The sequence below is a fragment of the Pseudomonas poae genome, assembly GCF_001439785.1.
Taxonomy (GTDB): domain Bacteria; phylum Pseudomonadota; class Gammaproteobacteria; order Pseudomonadales; family Pseudomonadaceae; genus Aquipseudomonas; species Aquipseudomonas poae.
This window is the reverse complement of record NZ_JYLI01000007.1, coordinates 216,094-233,938: the sequence shown is the minus strand read 5'-3', so window position 1 is coordinate 233,938 and position 17,845 is coordinate 216,094. Positions and strand designations below refer to the sequence as shown.

The window sequence follows — 17,845 nt, the reverse complement described above, 5'->3', positions numbered from 1 at the left end:
TCCCACATTCATCAATCTCTGGCCAGCGCCTCGATCGGATCCAGCCGCGCCGCATTCCTTGCCGGCACAAACCCGAACACGATACCGATCAGGGTGGAACACGCAAACGCGGTCACCACCGAGCCCACCGAAAACACCATCTCCCACTCTTTTACAAACAGCGAAAACAGGTAGCCGATGGCGTAGGACAGCGAGATCCCGATGATCCCGCCGATCAGACACACCATCACCGCCTCCACCAGAAACTGCTGACGAATATCCGACTGCCGCGCGCCCACCGCCATGCGGATGCCGATCTCGCGGGTCCGCTCGGTGACCGACACCAGCATGATATTCATCACGCCGATTCCACCCACCAGCAGCGAAATCACTGCGATCAGCGACAGCAGCAAGGCCAGGGAACGGCTGGTGTTCTGCACCGTCTGCATGATGCTGTCGAGGTTGTTGGTGAAAAAATCCTTGGTGCCGTGACGTTGCAGCATCAGTTTGTTGACGTTCTCTTCCACCACCTTGCTCGGCTGGCCATCCTTGATGCGCACGGTGATGCTGTCCAGATGACGCTGGCCCAGCACGCGCCCTGCCGCCGTCTCGTAAGGCACCCACACATTCAGCGACTTGCTGGCGGCGAACATGTTTTTATTCTCGGCCGTCACCCCGATCACCGTGCACGGCAGGTTGCCCACCAGAATCACCTGGCCGAGCGGGTCGACATGGGCGCCGAACAGGCGCTGGCGGGTGTTGTGGTCGATCACCACCACCTGGGCCTGACGCCGCGCATCGTTCTCGCTGAAGGCAATACCGGCTTCGAGCTTGAGGCCCTTGACCTTGAAGTAGCGCTCGCTCACCCCATTGACCTGCGCATCCAGGTCGATATTGCCAAAGCGCAGCAGCAGGTTGCGGCCCACCACCGGCGTGGCACTGTCGACGTAATACAGTTGGTTCAACGCGTCCACATCCGAAGGCATCAGCGTCTCGATGGCCGAGGCGCGGCTGTCGCCGAAACTGGTGCCGGAAAAGATATCGATGGTATTGCTGCCGATGGCCTGGATGTCCTTGAGCACATAGCGCTTGGCCCCTTCGCCGATGGCCGAGATCGACACCACCGAGGTGATGCCGATGACGATGCCGAGCATGGTCAGCAGGGTGCGCATGCGATGGGACACCAGCGCGACCCAGGCCATGTTGAACGCTTCCTTGAACAACCCCAGGCTCGCCACCAGCCGCCGCGCACCGCTGCGGCGGGACTCGATTGGCGTCTCGCCGGGTAACTCGAGGCCGACACTGGCGTTGGCCTTGTCGCTGACGATCTCGCCATCGCACACTTCGACGATGCGCTGGGCATTGGCTGCCACCTTGGGGTCATGGGTGACGATGATCACCGTATGCCCGGCCGCGTGCAGCTCGGCAAGAATGCGCATCACCTCCTTGCCGCTGTGGGTGTCCAGCGCCCCGGTGGGCTCGTCGGCGAGGATCACGTCGCCGCCGTTCATCAAGGCTCGGGCGATACTCACCCGCTGCTGCTGCCCCCCGGACAACTGGCTGGGCCGGTGGCTGGTGTGCCCGGCCAGGCCCAGCCGCGTCAGCAGCTCCTGGGCGCGGCTGTGGCGCTGCGTCTGCGGGGTACCGGCGTAGATCGCCGGCATTTCCACGTTGTGCAACGCGCTCAGGTGCGCCAGCAAGTGATAGCGCTGGAAGATAAACCCGAAGTAATCGCGGCGCAGCTCCGCCAGTTGCTCATCACCCAGGGAGCGGGTCTCGATGCCGTTGATTTTGTAGCTGCCGGCGGTGGCGTAATCCAGGCCGCCGAGGATGTTCATCAAGGTGGACTTGCCCGAGCCTGAGGCGCCGATGATCGCGACCATTTCCCCCGCCTGGATGGTCAGGTCGATGCCCTTGAGCGCAATGAATTCACGCTCGCCGGCCATGAAACTGCGGGTGATGCCCTTGAGTTCCAACAGTGGCTGGGTCATGACTCAGTTCCCCGCCACGGCAGGCGTGGTATCGCCGATCACCACCTTGTCGCCCTCGACCAGGCCGTCGAGGATCTGCACCTTGACGTTATTGTTGATGCCGGTCTTCACATTGCGCGCCAGCACCTTGCCCTTGGCATCCAGTACCCGCAGCGCATAGCTGCCATCGTTGTTGCGCGCGCCCAGCGCCGCCACCGGCACCATCAGCGCCCCCTGGGCGGTGTCGAGCACGATGCGCACCTGAGCGGTCATCGCGATGCGCAGGCGATGGTCGGGGTTGGGCACGTCGAACAGCGCGTTATAGAACACTGCCGTGTTCTGCTTGGGCGTGCCGGCGCTCTGGGTTTCGAGGAAGTTCTGTGGCGCCGGCTCCGTGCCGCGCAACTTGGCGTAGTAGCGCTTGTCGGCCTCGCCGAGAATGGTGAAATACACCTGCTGGCCGGGGCTGATATGAATCACATCCGCCTCGGACACCTGGGCCTTGACGGTCATGGTGTCCAGGTCCGCCAGCTTGAGCAGCACCGGCGCCAGCTGGTTGGCGATCACGGTCTGGCCTTCCTGGGTGACGATACCCACCACATCGCCGTCGATGGGCGCATTGATACGGGTGTAGGTCAGGTTGACCTTGGCGGTGTCGATCTGGATATGCGCGCTCTTGATCTGCGCATCCAGCGACAACAGGTTGGCCTGCTGCACCTGATAGGTGGACTCGGCGTCTTCGAAGTCCTGACGGGACACCGACTCGTCGATCTGCAGGCCCTTGTAGCGCTCGTACACCGACCTGGCCTGCTTCACCTGGGCCGCCGTGGCGCGGCGTTGGGCCTGAAGGTTTTCTTCGTCGACCTGGGCCTTGCGCAGGGTGTTTTGCAGAATCAGAGGGTCGATTTCGGCGAGCCATTGGCCCTTCTTTACCTTGTCGCCGACTTTGACCTTGAGGGACTTTAACTGGCCGGAGACCTGGGCGCCGACGTCGACTTGTTTGATGCCTTCGAGCAGGCCGGTGGCCAGGACGGCGTTTTCAATATCGCCGCGTTCGGCGGTGGCTGTCAGGTATTGGGGGGCGTCGGCGGGGGCCTTTACGGTGTAGATGATCAGGCCGATGGCGATGGCCAACAGGGTGAATAAGCCGATTTTGCGAAATTTAGACGTTTGCATAAATGACCATTGAGAGGTTTTTTTGGTTGAGTGCATATCCGTTGCTGCAGTAACGGCCACCTATGGTTCCGCTCTTACAGCGGGTCACTTTTGGAAAAGAGCCCGGAATGCCGGCCCAGCCAAAAGTAACCAAAAGGGCTCTTGCCCCAACACTCGGCACCTCGCCCAGGCTCGGTGTGCCCGAGATCAAAAGCAAGATCAAAGGCCAAAGCCAAAGCCGAGCAGGTCAAAAGCAGTTTCTTCAACTTGAACCTGCTTTTCTGTGGGAGCTGGCTTGCCTGCGATGCAGACACCTCGGTGCATCAGGAAAACCCGGTCGATGCCATCGCAGGCAAGCCAGCTCCCACACCCATACCGGCGCAAACCCCTCACGACACCACCTCCCCAACCACCAAACCTTCCAGCCACCAAGCCGCCAGCCCTTGCACATTGGGCGCCTTGAGCAACGTAAAGTGGTTCCCGCCGCCATACCAAACCTCAAGCCCACTCCCCTGCCCACGCCACCCCTCAATCATCCCCTCCTGCTCCCGCAGATTGCCCACCGCATCCAGCGCAGGATCCTGCGCCAACACCAACCTCACCACCCCGCCATACCGCCGCCCAGGCCGATACACCGTGCGCAATGCCGCCGCATACGTGCGCGCCGGACCCACCATCGCGTCTGAAGATGCACGCCCCGGCAGCAACCCGACCGACACCATTCCCGCATGCAACGCGTGCCGCTGCGCCACCTCATCGGTCCCGGCAAATCCCACCGGATCAATCCCCAGCGACCGGCCCGCCGACAACTGCATCGCCTCAATCAACCGCACCAACGCCGCCGTCGACGTATAAGGTCGCCCGACCACGCCATTGCCGCCCGGCGCCTCACTGTCGATCACCGTCAACGACGCCACCTCCCGCCCGGCTGCCTGCAAGCGCAACGCCATCTCCAGCGCCACCCAGCCGCCAAACGAATGCCCGATCAAATGCACCGGCCCCTGGGGGCATTCGTGTTCAAGCGCCGTGAGGTAACACTGCGCCGCCGCCTCGACCTGGCTGTGAGGCACCGCCTCGCCGTCCAGCCCGCGTGGTTGCAGACCGAACAGCGGCCAGTCACGCCCGAGCGCTTCGCCCAAGCCCACAAACCCGGTCACGCTGTCGCCCGCCCCCGGCACGCAGAACACCGGCGCAAACCCCGGACGCCCGCTTTGAATACGCAGCAGCGGCTGATGGGCGGCCGGCATCACCGGTAGCGAGGCGGCCAGGGCCGCCGACATCGCAGCCCCCAGCTCGCGGATATGCGGTGCCTTCATCATGCTCTGGTGCGTGCCCGGCACTTCGATCTGGCGCAATTGTCCCGGCGCCAGCGCGTCGCTCCAGCCCAGGGAATCACTGCGCCGCGACAGATCGGTGAGCCGCTCCTGCGCACTGAACAAATGCACCGCCACCGGCAGCGGGAACAGGCTGTAATGGGCCAGCGCGTGCCCGTGGCCGACCTCGCGCTCGATGAAGCTGATCAAGTCGGCGTCTTCGGCCGCCGCCATTTGCGGGTGCAACAAACCTTCATCGCGACAACATTGCAGCAGGCCAGCAAGGTCCAGCTGTTGAGTGTCTGCTTCCAGTTGCGCCAGTCTTGCCACTTCATCAACACCTCCCTGTACAGTCCAATGGGCAGTGCACTGCAGCAGCAGATGCCGCTTGAGCGCCTGCGGTCCTTCCCAGCGCGCCTTGCCCTGGTCGGTCATGCGTGGCACGAAACTGTCGATCAAGCCGAGAAACGCCACCGGTTCATCCAGCCCCAGCAACTGCATCGCCACTTCATAGGCGAGCACCCCACCGAACGACCAGCCCGCGACCCGGTAAGGACCATGGGGCTGAATCTCGCGGATCAGGCCGACCATGCGCGCCGCCAGGCCTTCCATGGTGTTCAGGTGCGACTCGCCCAGCGCCAGGCCCGGCAAGCCGTAGATCGGGTAGTCGCCGGCCAGATGCTGGCCCAGCGCCGGGAAATACACGTCCATGCCACTGAACTCGTGCACCAGGAACAACGGCGGCTGCGTGCCGCTGCTGCGCACGGTGATCACCGTGGTATCGCGCACCGTCTGCGCATTGCGCTGACGCAGCATCGACGCCACATTCGCCACGCTGGCGTGCTCGAACAGCTCGGCCAGGCTCACCGCAAGCCCCGCCTCCTCCATCAGGCTGACCAGACGGATCGCGAGCAGTGAATGCCCGCCCAGTTCGAAGAAACTGTCATCACGGCCCACTTGTTCCAGCTTGAGTACCTCGGTCCACAGGCGCGCCAGGGTCTGTTCCAGGGCATCGCGCGGCGCTTCGAACACGGCACCGGCCAGGGCCTGCGCGGCAGGAACCGGCAAGGCCTTGCGGTCGATCTTGCCGTTGCCGGTCAGCGGCAGGCGCTCCAGCGGCAAGTAGGCCGAGGGCACCATGTAGTCCGGCAGTTGCGCCTGCAGATGGGCGCGCAGGCTGTCGCTGCCAACGGGCTCGCCCGCCCAAGTGAAGTAGGCCACCAGCCGCTTGTCGCCCGACACGTCTTCACGGGCCAGCACCACCACGTCCTGAATAGCCGCATGGGTCGCCAGGCGCGCTTCGATCTCGCCCAGTTCGATGCGGAAACCGCGGATCTTCACCTGATCGTCGTTGCGCCCGATGCACTCCAGCAGGCCGTCCGCCGTCCAGCGACCCAGGTCGCCGGTGCGGTACATCAGCGCCCCGGTGTGGAACGGGTCCCGCACGAACTGCTGCGCACTCAATGGCGCACGGTTCAGATAGCCCAGGGCCACGCCGTCGCCGCCAATGCAGATTTCTCCGCTCACGCCCACCGGCACCGGCTGCAACTGCGCATCCAGCACGTAGACCTGGGTATTGGAAATCGGCCGGCCAATCGGCACGCTGTCGGCGTCCTCGGCCAGCGCGCGCACTTCGTACGTGGTGGCGTAGGTGGTGGTTTCCGTCGGTCCGTAGCAATGCACCAGACGCAAGGCCGGTGCCCGCGCCAACAGGCTGCGGAACGCCGCCGGGTCGGCACGCTCGCCGCCACACAACAGAATGCGCAACCCCGCCAGCGCCTCGGGTATCAGCTGCACGTACTGGTTGAACAAGGCTGTGGTGACGAACAGCACCGTCGCCCCCTCCAGCTCGGCGCCAAATGCGGCCGGGTCGAGCAAGGTGGCGTGGTCGATGACCTGCACCTGACCGCCATTGAGCAGCGGCGCCCACACATCCATGGTGCTTGCGTCGAACGCCGGGTTGGAGGCGAACGCCACGCGGTCACCGGCATTGAAGTCGGCGTAGCCATTGTTGATGACCAGCCGGGTGATGCCACGGTGGGGCACCCGCACGCCCTTCGGCGTGCCGGTGGAACCCGAGGTGTACATGACGTAGGCCACGCTGTCCGACGCTTGCGACAGGTCGGGGTTGTGCGCCGGTTGCGGATCGAACACCTGAGTGTCGAGGTCCAGACGCGCCGCCGGGTAGTCCACGGCGATGTCGCTGCGGGTCAGCAGCCGCACCGCGCCGCTGTCCTGCACCATGAAACCCTGGCGTTCGGCGGGCGCGTTGATGTCCAGCGGCACATAGGCGGCGGCACACTTCAATACGGCCAACTGGCCGACAACCAAGTCAACGCTGCGCGGCAGCAGAATCGCCACGCTGTCGCCGGCACACACCCCCAGGCCAAGCAGATGATGGGCCAGGCGGTTGGCGCGGGCGTTCAACTCGCCGTAGCTCAGGCGCTGCTCGCCATGCACCAGCGCCAACGCACCGGGACGCGCCTGCGCCTGGGCCTCGAACAGACGTTGCACCGTGTGCGCACGGGGGAACTCCCGCTCCGTGGCATTGAATGCCTCGATCAATTGGCGGCGCTCGCCGGCCGGCAGGATCGACACACCACTGATGGCGCTGTCGGCGTTGTGCTCGAGCGCCTCCACCAGATGTTCAAGCGCCGTCTGCAGGTAACCGCACAAACGCTGCGCGCCCTGCCCCATGGCCGTCAGGCTGAAACCCTCGCCCAGGTCGTCGACGCTCATCGACAGGCCGTAGCTGGAACGCTCCTGGGCTTCCAGCAGATGGATACCCTGCCAGGCCACGGCGGCCTCGGCGCTCATTGCAGCTACCGCCCCGGCACTGTGGCGATAGTTGAACAGCACGTTGAACAATGGCGTGTTCGCCGGCACGCTGCTGCAGCGTTGGGCCAGAGCCAGCGGCGCGTGTTCATGCCGCAGCAGGCGCGACAGGCGCGCGTGGGTATCGCGCAGCGCGCTGCGGACCGAGTGTTCGCCGAGGTCGACGCGCAGCGGCAAGGTGTTGATGAACACCCCCATCGCGCGCTCGGCGCCTTCGCCGCCCTGCAGGCGACCCAGCATCACGCTGCCGAACACCACAGTGTCGCGGCCAGCCACCTTGCCCATCACGTGGGCCCAGCCCAGGTGCATCAGGCTGGCGGCACTCACCCCGGCGCGGCGGGCCTGGGCGCGCAGGCGCTGGCTCAGCGCGCTGTCGAGCAGGCGTTGCGCCTTTTCATCGGGGCCCAGCGGGCACAGCACGGTCGGCTCATCGACCTGATCCAGCATGTCGCAAAAGAACGCTTCGTGTTCCTGCTCGGTGACGCCCAGCCGGGTCTGCGCCACATAGTTGCGATAAGGCACCGCCGCACCCAGCGCAGCGCCCTCGCCACTGAGCACCGCCTGCATGTCGTGCTTGAGAATCTCCAGGGTGATGTGGTCCATCACCAGGTGGTGAAACAGCAAGGTCGCCACCACGCCTTGTGCTTGTTCGGTGTAGACCAGGCGCATCACCGGCGCCTGGGCCAGGTCCAGGCGCTGCGGCAACGGCCCGCTTTCGACGCGCAGCGCTGCGGTACGCCACACCACTTGCACCGGTTCCTCCAGGCCGTCCCAATGGAACGACGAACGCAAGATGTCATGACGCTGGATCACCGACTGCAACGCCTCGGCAAAGGCCTGCAGCCGCACAACGTTGTCGAACGCAAATTGCGCCTGCAGCACATACACATCGCCCTCCTGCACCGCGCGGTGGTGATAAAGAATCCCCGCCTGCAAGGGTGCCAGCGGGTAGATGTCCTGCACATTCGCCGCGCCGCCGGGGATGGCCGCAACCACCCGGTCGATGGCCGGCTGGTTCAGGGTCACCAGCGTCAGCATGTCCGGGGTGATCGCGCGGCAATCGGCGGCGATGCCGTTGGCCGGCACGGCCACTTCGCGACTGCCGCCCAGGGTGGCCGCCAGCGCAGCCAGCGTCGGCTGGCTGAACAGCACGTTCACATCCGCCGACAAACCAAGGCGCCGCAGGCGCCCCATCAGGCTCACGGCCATCAGCGAGTGCCCGCCCAACTCGAAGAAGTTGTCGTGACGCCCTACGCGCTCCACCTCCAGCAGCTCGGCCCACAGGCTGGCCAGGGCGATTTCGGTATCGCCTTCGGGCGCCTCATAGTCGCGCGCCAGCACCGCGTCGGCGCCCGGCGCTGGCAGGGCCTTGCGGTCAAGCTTGCCGTTGGGGCTCAGCGGCAGCGCGTCCAGGTGCACAAACGCGACCGGCACCATGAACGCCGGCAAGTGCTGCGCCAGATGACTGCGCAGCACATCGATGTCGCTTTGCTCGCCGGTGTAGTAAGCGATCAGGCGCTGTTCGCGGGCCAGCACCACGGCTTCGTTGACCGCTGGGTGTTCGGTCAGCCGCGCCTGGATTTCACCCAGCTCGATACGCAGGCCATGGATTTTCACCTGATCGTCATTGCGCCCCAGGTATTCGAGGGTGCCGTCAGCCAGGTAACGGCCGACATCGCCGGTACGGTACAGACGGCCACCGGTAAACGGATCGTCGAGGAAGCGCTCGGCAGAAAGTTCGGGCCGGTTCAGGTAACCGCGCGCCACCTGCACGCCGCCGATGTACAGCTCGCCGACCACGCCAAGAGGCACCGGCTGCATGCGCGCATCCAGCACGTACAGGCGGGTATTGGCGATCGGTTTGCCGATGGGTGTGTTATCCGGCATCTCGGCGCGTATGCAGCGCCACGCCGTCACATCCACCGCCGCCTCGGTGGGGCCATACAGGTTGTACAGGTCGATCCCCGGCAGTTGCTGTTTGAAGCGTCGCACCAGGCTGCCCGGCAGCGCTTCACCGCTGCACATCACCTGCCGCAGTCCCGCCGCCTGGCTGACATCGCCATGGGCGAGGAACACATCGAGCATCGACGGCACAAAGTGCAGCGTGGTGATTGCTTCGGCTTCGATGATTTCGCACAGGTAGGCCGGATCCTTGTGCCCGCCGGGACGCGCCATTACCAGTCGCGCACCGGTAAACAGCGGCCAGAAGAACTCCCACACCGACACGTCGAAGCTGAACGGGGTTTTCTGCAGCACCGCATCGGCGGCCGTCAGGGCGTATTCGTCCTGCATCCACAGCAGGCGGTTGACCACACCGCCGTGGTCGTTGATCACGCCCTTGGGCTGGCCGGTGGAGCCGGAGGTGTAGATCACATAGGCACTTGCCGCGCTCACGTTCGGGTTAGCCACCGGCAGGTGCTGCCAGCACGGCTGGTCCAACTCGACCACCGGCACCTCGCCGAGCAAGCCACGGGTCGCGACCTGGGCCAGCACCACCTGCGGCGCGCTGTCCTGCAGCATGTAGGCAAGGCGCTCCTGGGGATACGCCGGGTCCAGCGGCACATAGGCGGCACCCGCCTTGAGCACCGCGTACAGGGCGATGACCATGTCCAGGCCGCGCTCGGCGCACACCGCCACTCGCGCGTCCGGTTGCACTCCCAGCGCCAGCAGGTGATGGGCCAACTGGTTGGCCCGGGCATTGAGTTCGGCGTAGGTCAATTGCTGCGTGCCGGCCTTGACCGCCAGCGCATGGGGCGTGCGCTCAACCTGCGCTTCGAACAGGCCGTGTACGGTCTGCTCCAGGTTGTAGTCGACGGCGGTTGCGTTGAATTCGAACAGCAACTGCTGGCGCTCCCGCGCGCTCACCAAAGGCACGTGTTCGAGCACCGCCTGGTCGTCATCGACCATCGCCTGCAGCACGCGGGTGAGGTAACCGACGTAACGCTGCGCCGTCGCCTCGTCGAACAAGGCCACCGCGTATTCCAGGGTGCCGAGAATGCTGCCGCCGACTTCGCCCAGGCTCAGGGCCAGGTCGAACTTGGCAAAGTGACTCTCCTCGACAATCGCTTCCAGCGCCAGGTCGCCCAGGCGCAGGGCCGGCGCGCTGCTGTCCTGCCAGGTGAGCAGCGCCTGGAAGATCGGGCTGTGGGACAGGCTGCGCAGCGGCCGCACAATTTCCACGACTTTTTCGAACGGCAGATCCTGATGCGACTGCGCGGCCAGGGTCACCGCCCTCACCCGCGCCAGAAGCGCCTCGGTGCTCGGCTCGCCGCTGGTGTCGATGCGCACCGCCAGGGTGTTGACGAACAGACCGATCAGCCCTTCCACCTCGCTACGCGTGCGGTTGGCAACCGGCGAGCCGATCACCAGATCCTGCTGACCGGACAGCCGCGCGAGCAAGGAGGCCCAGGCACTCATCACGGTCATGTACAAGGTCACGCCGTGACGTTGACTCAAGGCCTTGAGCCCCGCGCTCAAACGGTCATCCAGACGCACTTCGACGGTATTGCCGGCATAGTTCTGCTGCGCCGGACGCGGGCGGTCGGTAGGCAGGGTCAGCAACGGTGGCGCACCGGCCAACGCCTGCTGCCAGTAGGTGCTTTGGCGGTGCAGCACTTCACCGCTCAACCACAGGCGTTGCCACACGGCAAAGTCGGCGTACTGAATGGCCAGCGGGGCCAGCGGGTCGGGCTGACCGTGGCTGAACGCCTGGTACAGCGCCATCAGCTCACGGGTCAACACGCCCATGGACCAGCCATCGGAGACGATGTGGTGCAGGGTCAGCAGCAGCACATGGTGATCGTCGGCCAGCTCCACCAGCCGTCCGCGCAGCAGCGGGCCGCGTTCCAGGTCGAACGGTGCCGAGGCTTCACCGTGGATCAACGCGTCCAGCGCCTGCTGCGGCTGCGGATGGCGACGCAGGTCCTGCACCTGAAGCGGCAGCACATCTTGCGGCGCGTCAATCAGCACCTGGGCATCGTCACCGTGCTGGGTAAAGCGGCTGCGCAGGGTTTCGTGCCGCGCGACAATGCGCGCGAGGGCGCGTTGCAGCGCCTGCACATGCAACTGGCCACGCAAGCGCAGGCCAATCGGAATGTTATAGGCGGTGTTGGCGCCTTCCAGCAGCGCCAGGAACCACAGGCGCTGCTGGGCGAATGAGAGCGGCACGTCCTGGTCACGGTTGGCCGGCAGAATGTCCGGCAACACGCTGCGCCCCGCCAGGGCCAGCACGCCGGCAACTGCGGCCAGTTCGGCATTGGCAAACAGGTCGGCCAGCAGCAGCTCCACCCCCAGGCGCTGCCGCACCTGGGACACCATGCGCATGGCCAGCAGCGAGTGCCCGCCCAGCTCGAAGAAGTGATCGCGACGGCCCACCTGCGCCACCTGCAACACGTCGGCCCAGATCTGCGCGAGTACGCTTTCGATCTCACCCTGCGGCGCTTCATAGTCGCGGATAAACAGCGCAGCCAGGTCCGGCGCCGGCAGGGCCTGGCGATCCAGCTTGCCGTTGGCGGTCAGCGGCAGCGCGTCGAGCCGCACGTAAGCGGCCGGGACCATGTAGTCCGGCAGATGCGCGACCAGATGGGCGCGAATGTCACCTGCGGCCAGGCTGGCGGCCGACGGTTGCTCGGTGAAATACGCCACCAGCCGCTCGTCACTCACCAGCACCACCGCTTCCTGGATGCCCGGCAGCTGGTTGAGGCGAGTCTCGATTTCACCCAGTTCGATACGCACGCCACGGATTTTCACCTGGTCGTCGTTGCGGCCCAGGTATTCAAGGGTGCCGTCGGGCAGCCAGCGTACCAGGTCACCGGTGCGGTACATGCGCCCCTGGTTGAACGGGTCGCGCAGGAAGCGTTCGGCGGTCAGGTCCGGGCGGTTCAGGTAACCGCGCGCCACGCCGGTGCCGCCCACGTACAACTCGCCGGCCACGCCCAGAGGCACCGGACGTTGCTGTTCGTCCAGCACGTACACCTGGGCATTGGCCACCGGCTTGCCGATATGCAGCGGCTGGCCGACATCAAGCAGGCCGGAGGTCGCGACCACCGTGGCTTCGGTGGGGCCGTAGTTATTGACCAGCGCAAAGGACTGCGCATGGCTGAACTGGCGCAAGCGGTCGCCGCCGATCAGCAGGGTGCGCAGGGTCGGGTGTTCGATGTGCTGGCTGAAGGCATATTCGGCCACCGGCGTGGGCAGGAAGCACACGTCCAAGGGTTGCGCGCACCACCAGGCCAGCAGCGCGTCGATGTCTTCGGCGCCCTCATGGGCCGGCGGCAGGTGCAGGGTCGCGCCCACGCACAGCGCCGGCCAGACTTCCCAGGCCATCGCGTCAAAGCCAAAGCCGGCAACGCTGGCGGTGTGGCTTCCGGCGCGCAGGTCGAAGGCACGGCAGTGCCAATCCACCAGGTTGACCACGCTGTGATGTTCCACCATCACGCCTTTGGGCAGGCCGGTGGAGCCGGAGGTGTAGATCACGTAAGCCAGGTTCGACGGCGCGACCGCAACCGCCGGATGTGCCGGCTGATCCCAGACGCTGCCCTCGAGTTCGATCACCGGCACGTCCACGGCGGGCAGGCGTTCGAGCAGCGCATGCTGGGTGAGCACCGCCACCGGCGCGCAGTCGCTGAGCAGGTAGGCCAGGCGTTCGGCCGGGTGCGACGGGTCGACCGGCACATAACAGGCGCCGGCCTTGAGAATCGCCAGCAGCCCGACCAGCGTATCCAGGCCCCGCCGGGCAACGATGGCCACGCGGTCGTCGGGCTGCACACCCAGGCCCAGCAGGTGGTGAGCCAGGCCGTTGGCATGGCGGTCAAGTTCGGCGTAGGTCAACTGCCGCTCACCCGCCTGCGCCGCAATCGCGTGGGGCGTGCGCGCCGCCTGGGCAGCGAACCGGCCGTGCACAGTCTGCTCGTCGCGGGGAGGCATCGCCGTCGCATTGAAATCCACCAGCACCTGCTGACGCTCACGCGCATCCAGCAGCACCGCATGGGCCAGCACCGCCTGATCGTCCGCGACCATCGCCTGCAAAACGCGGGTGAAATAACCGACGTAACGGCTCGCCGTTGATTCATCGAACAGCGCCACGGCGTATTGCAACGCCCCCCTGATGCTGCCCTGAACATCACCCAGGTCCAGGGTCAGGTCGAACTTGGCAAACAGACTCTGCTGGGCCACGCCTTCCAGGGTCAGATCCCCCAGCGCCAGGGCCGGCGCGCTGCTGTCCTGCCACGCCAGCAGGGTCTGGAACAGCGGCGTATGGGCCAGGCTGCGCACTGGCCGGGCGATTTCCACCACCTGCTCGAACGGCAGGTCCTGATGGGCCTGGGCCGCCAGGGTCTGTGTCCTGACCCGCGCCAGCAGCGCCTCGGTGCTCGGCTCGCCGCTGGTGTCGATGCGCACCGCCAGGGTGTTGACGAACAAGCCGATCAGCCCTTCCACCTCGCTGCGTGTGCGGTTGGCCACGGGCGAGCCGATCACCAGGTCGTGCTGGCCGGACAAGCGCGCCAGCAGCGCCGCCCAGGCGCCCATCAACGTCATGTACAGCGTCACGCCATGGCGCTGACTCAAGGCCTTGAGCCCGGCGGTCAGGCGTTCGTCCAGGCGCACCTCGACGCTGCCGCCGCTGTAGTCCTGTTGCGCCGGACGCACGCGGTCAGTGGGCAAGGTAAGCAAGGCCGGCGCACCGGCCAGGGCCTGCTGCCAATAATCGCTCTGACGCTGCAGCACTTCACCGCTCAACCACAGGCGTTGCCACACGGCAAAGTCGGCGTACTGGATCGCCAGCGGCGCCAGCGGGTCGGGCTGACCGTGGCTGAACACCTGATACAGCGTCATCAACTCGCGGGTGAGCACGCCCATCGACCAGCCATCGGAGACAATATGATGCAGGGTCAGCAGCAGCACGTGATGATCATCAGCCAGCACCACCAGGCGCCCACGCAGCAGCGGACCACGCTCCAGGTCGAATGGCGCCGAGGCCTCGTGGTGAATCAGTGCCTGCAGGGCTTGTTGCGGTTCGGCGTGATGGCGCAGGTCCTGCACCGTCAGCAGCCCGCCCTCCTCGACCGGCACGGTCAGCACCTGGGTGTCGTCGCCGTACTGCACAAACCGGCTGCGCAGGGTGTGATGGCGCACCACGATACGCGCCAGCGCCTGTTCCAGGGCATCGGCCTGCAAGGGCCCACGCATGCCCAGGGCAATGGGGATGTTGTAGGCGCTGTTGCCGCCGTCCATGCGCGCCAGAAACCACAGGCGCTGCTGGGCGAACGACAGCGGCACCTCACTGTTGCCGCTGCTCGGCAGAATAGCGGGCAAGGTGCTGCGCCCGGCCTGGGCCAGCACCTGAGCGACCGCCGCCAGTTCGGCATTGGCAAACAGATCGGCCAGCAGCAACTCGACGCCCAGGCGCTGGCGAATCTGCGAGACCATGCGCATCGCCAGCAGCGAATGACCGCCCAATTCAAAGAAATGGTCGCGACGGCCCACGCGTTCCACCTGCAACACGTCGGCCCAGATCTGCGCCAGCAGCGTCTCGATCTCGCCCTCGGGCGCCTCGTAGTCACGGCTGAACACGGCGGCGCTGTCCGGCGCCGGCAGGGCCTTGCGGTCGAGCTTGCCGTTGGCGGTCAGCGGCAGCACGTCGAGTTTCATGTAGGCAACCGGCACCATGTAGTCCGGCAAATGCGCCAACAGGTGCGCTCGGATTGCGCCGACATCCAGGGGCTCGAGTTGTGGGTTCTCGGTGAAGTACGCCACCAGCCGCTCTTCGCGCACCAGCACCACCGCTTCCTGGATGCTCGGCAACTGGTTGAGCCGGGTTTCGATTTCGCCGAGTTCAATGCGCATGCCGCGAATCTTCACCTGGTCGTCGTTGCGTCCCAGGTACTCGAGATTGCCGTCGGGCAGCCAACGCGCCAGGTCGCCGGTGCGGTACAGGCGGCCCTGGCTGAACGGGTCCCGCAGGAAGCGTTCGGCGGTCATCTCGGGCCGGTTGAGGTAACCGCGCGCCACGCCACTGCCGCCCACATACAATTCACCGGCAACGCCCAACGGCACCGGGCGCTGTTGTGCGTCGAGCAGGTACACCCGCGCATTGGCGATGGGTTTGCCGATGTGCAAGGCGCCGCCCGCCTCGACCTTGCCAGACGTGGCGACCACCGTCGCTTCGGTAGGACCGTAGTTGTTGATCACCTCGAAGGTTTGCCCACGGTTGAACGCACGCAAGCGGTCACCGCCGATCAACAGGGTGCGCAGGGTCGGGTGTTCGATGTGCTGGCTGAAGGCGTATTCGGCCACTGGCGTGGGCAGGAAGCACACGTCCAGAGGTTGCGCGCACCACCAGGCCAGCAGCGCGTCGATGTCTTCGGCGCCGTCGTTGGCCGGCGGCAGGTGCAGGGTCGCGCCCACGCACAGCGCCGGCCAGACTTCCCAGGCCATCGCGTCAAAGCCGAAGCCGGCGACGCTGGCGGTGTGGCGTCCGGCGCACAGGTCGAAGGCGCGGCAATGCCAGTCCACCAGGTTGGCGACGGTGTGGTGCTCGACCATCACGCCCTTGGGCAGGCCGGTGGAACCGGAGGTGTAGATCACATACGCAAGGTTCGACGGCGTGACCGCGACCTGCGGATTGCTTGCCGAGTGGTGCTGCCAGGTGTAGCGGTCCAGGTTGATCACCGGCATGTCCAGCGCGGGCAGGCGCTCGAGCAACGCATGCTGGGTGAGCACCGCCACCGGTGCGCTGTCGCTGAGCAGGTAGGCCAGGCGTTCGGCCGGGTGCGAGGGGTCGACGGGCACGTAGCAGGCGCCGGACTTGAGGATCGCCAGCAAGCCGGCCAGGGTGTCCAGGCCACGGCGGGCGACGATGGCCACGCGGTCATCCGGTTTCACCCCCAGCGCCAGCAGGTGATGGGCCAGCAGGTTGGCCTGCTGGTTCAGTTCGGCATAGGTCAGCTGGCGGCCTTGATGCACGGCGGCGATCGCATCCGGCGTCAGCGCGGCCTGGGCCTCGATGCGGCCATGCAGGGTGGTGCCCTGGGGGAAATCGGCGGCGGTCGCGTTGAGTGTTTCCAGCAACAGGTATTGCTCGGCAGCGGGCACCACTGGCAGTTGATCGAGCGCGGTGTGCGGCGCTTGCTCAAGCGCCGTCACCAGGTTTTCCAGGGCGGTTTGCAGGTAGGCGCACACGCGTTGCGGGTCGACCTGCGTGCTGGCCAGCAGGCTCAGGCCGAAGCCGACGCCCAGGTCATCGACGCTCAGCGTCAGTGGGTAGTTGGTGCGTTCCTCGGCGCGCAGCGCAGCGATGCCCTGCCAGGCAGTGACCGTTTCGGCACTCGCTGCCGGGGCACTGTGGCGATAGTTGAGCAGCGCGCTGAACAACGGCGTGGGCGCGGTCACGCCGCTGCAACGCTGAGCCAGGGCCAGCGCTGCATGCTCGTGGCGCAGCAAGGTGGTCAGCCGCGCGTGGGTGGCCTTGACCCCGGCGCGTACCTCCTGGCCGTCCACATTGACGCGAAACGGCAGGGTGTTGATGAAAATACCCAGGGCGCGATCCGTGGCGTGACTGCCCTGCATACGCCCCATCAGCACGGTGCCGAACACCACCTGTTGCTTGCCGGCCAGCACGCCCAGCACCTGGGCCCAGCCCATGTGAAACAGGCTCGCGGCGCTCACGCCCAACAACCGCGCCTGCGTGCGCAGCCGCTGGCACAGCTCGGCCGCCAGCGGCAGGCTGATCTCGGCAATGCCGCGCGCATCGCCCTGCACATCCTGCAGGCCAAATGGCAGCGTCGGCTCGCTGATATCGCCAAGCATCTGCCGGAAGAAGCTTTCGTGCTCCTGCTCGCTGATGCCCAGACGGGCCTGCGCCACATAGTTGCGAAACGGCACGGCCTGCCCCAGCAAAGCGCCCTGCCCCAACAGGCATGCCTGCATTTCGTGGCACACCACCTCGAGGGCGCTGTGATCCAGGGCCATGTGATGGAACAGCAAGGTCGCGACAAGGCGCCGGTTGGTCAGGTCCTCGGCGTATATCAGGCGCAGCAGCGGGGCCTGGGTCACATCCAGCCGGTAATGACGGGCGTCGAAGCGCGCGTGCAGTTGAGCGGCGATATCACCGTCGGCCGGGTCCAGCTCAAGGGCCTGCACCGGCAGACGCGCCTGGCGCCACACCACTTGCGAGGGCTGTTGCAGACCGTCCCACACCACGCCGGTGCGCAGAATATCGTGGCGGTCCATGACGCTTTGCAGCGCCTGGGCAAACGCTTCGAAACGCTCGAGGCTGTCGAAGGCGAACTGCGATTGCATCACATAGGGGTCGCCCTGTTCGGCGCTGACATGGTGAAACAGAATGCCTTCCTGCAGCGGCGCCAGCGGGTAGATGTCCTGGATATTCGCCACGCCGCCGTCGACGCTTGCGACAATGCGCTTGATCTCTTCCTGGCTCAGGGTGGACAGGGTCAGCATGTCCGGGGTGATGCGTGTTGCGCCAGCGGGGATGCCATTGGCCGGCACTTGCACCTCGCCGGCTTTGGTCGCCGTGTAGTCGCCGGCCTTGATCAGCTCGATCAGCGCCGGTTTGTGCTCGCGCAGCGCGGCGAG

The 17,845-nt window shown here is 65.9% G+C and carries 2 protein-coding genes and 1 pseudogene; all 3 read right to left on the bottom strand.

From position 1 onward, the window contains the following. Positions 1 to 11: 11 nt before the first annotated feature. Positions 12 to 1,970: a MacB family efflux pump subunit gene (locus TU75_RS11005; RefSeq protein ID WP_015371862.1), complete on the bottom strand. Its 1,959-nt coding sequence runs from the start codon at positions 1,968 to 1,970 to the stop codon at positions 12 to 14. Positions 1,971 to 1,973: 3 nt separating this feature from the next. Beyond that, the gene (gene macA / locus TU75_RS11000; RefSeq protein WP_060548942.1) at positions 1,974 to 3,125 is read right to left on the bottom strand and encodes a macrolide transporter subunit MacA; all 1,152 of its coding nucleotides are present in this window, start codon (positions 3,123 to 3,125) and stop codon (positions 1,974 to 1,976) included. Between the two features lie 368 nt (positions 3,126 to 3,493). Further along, positions 3,494 to 17,767 (bottom strand): annotated as a pseudogene (locus TU75_RS10995) (amino acid adenylation domain-containing protein); the annotation flags it as partial. Positions 17,768 to 17,845 lie beyond the last annotated feature (78 nt).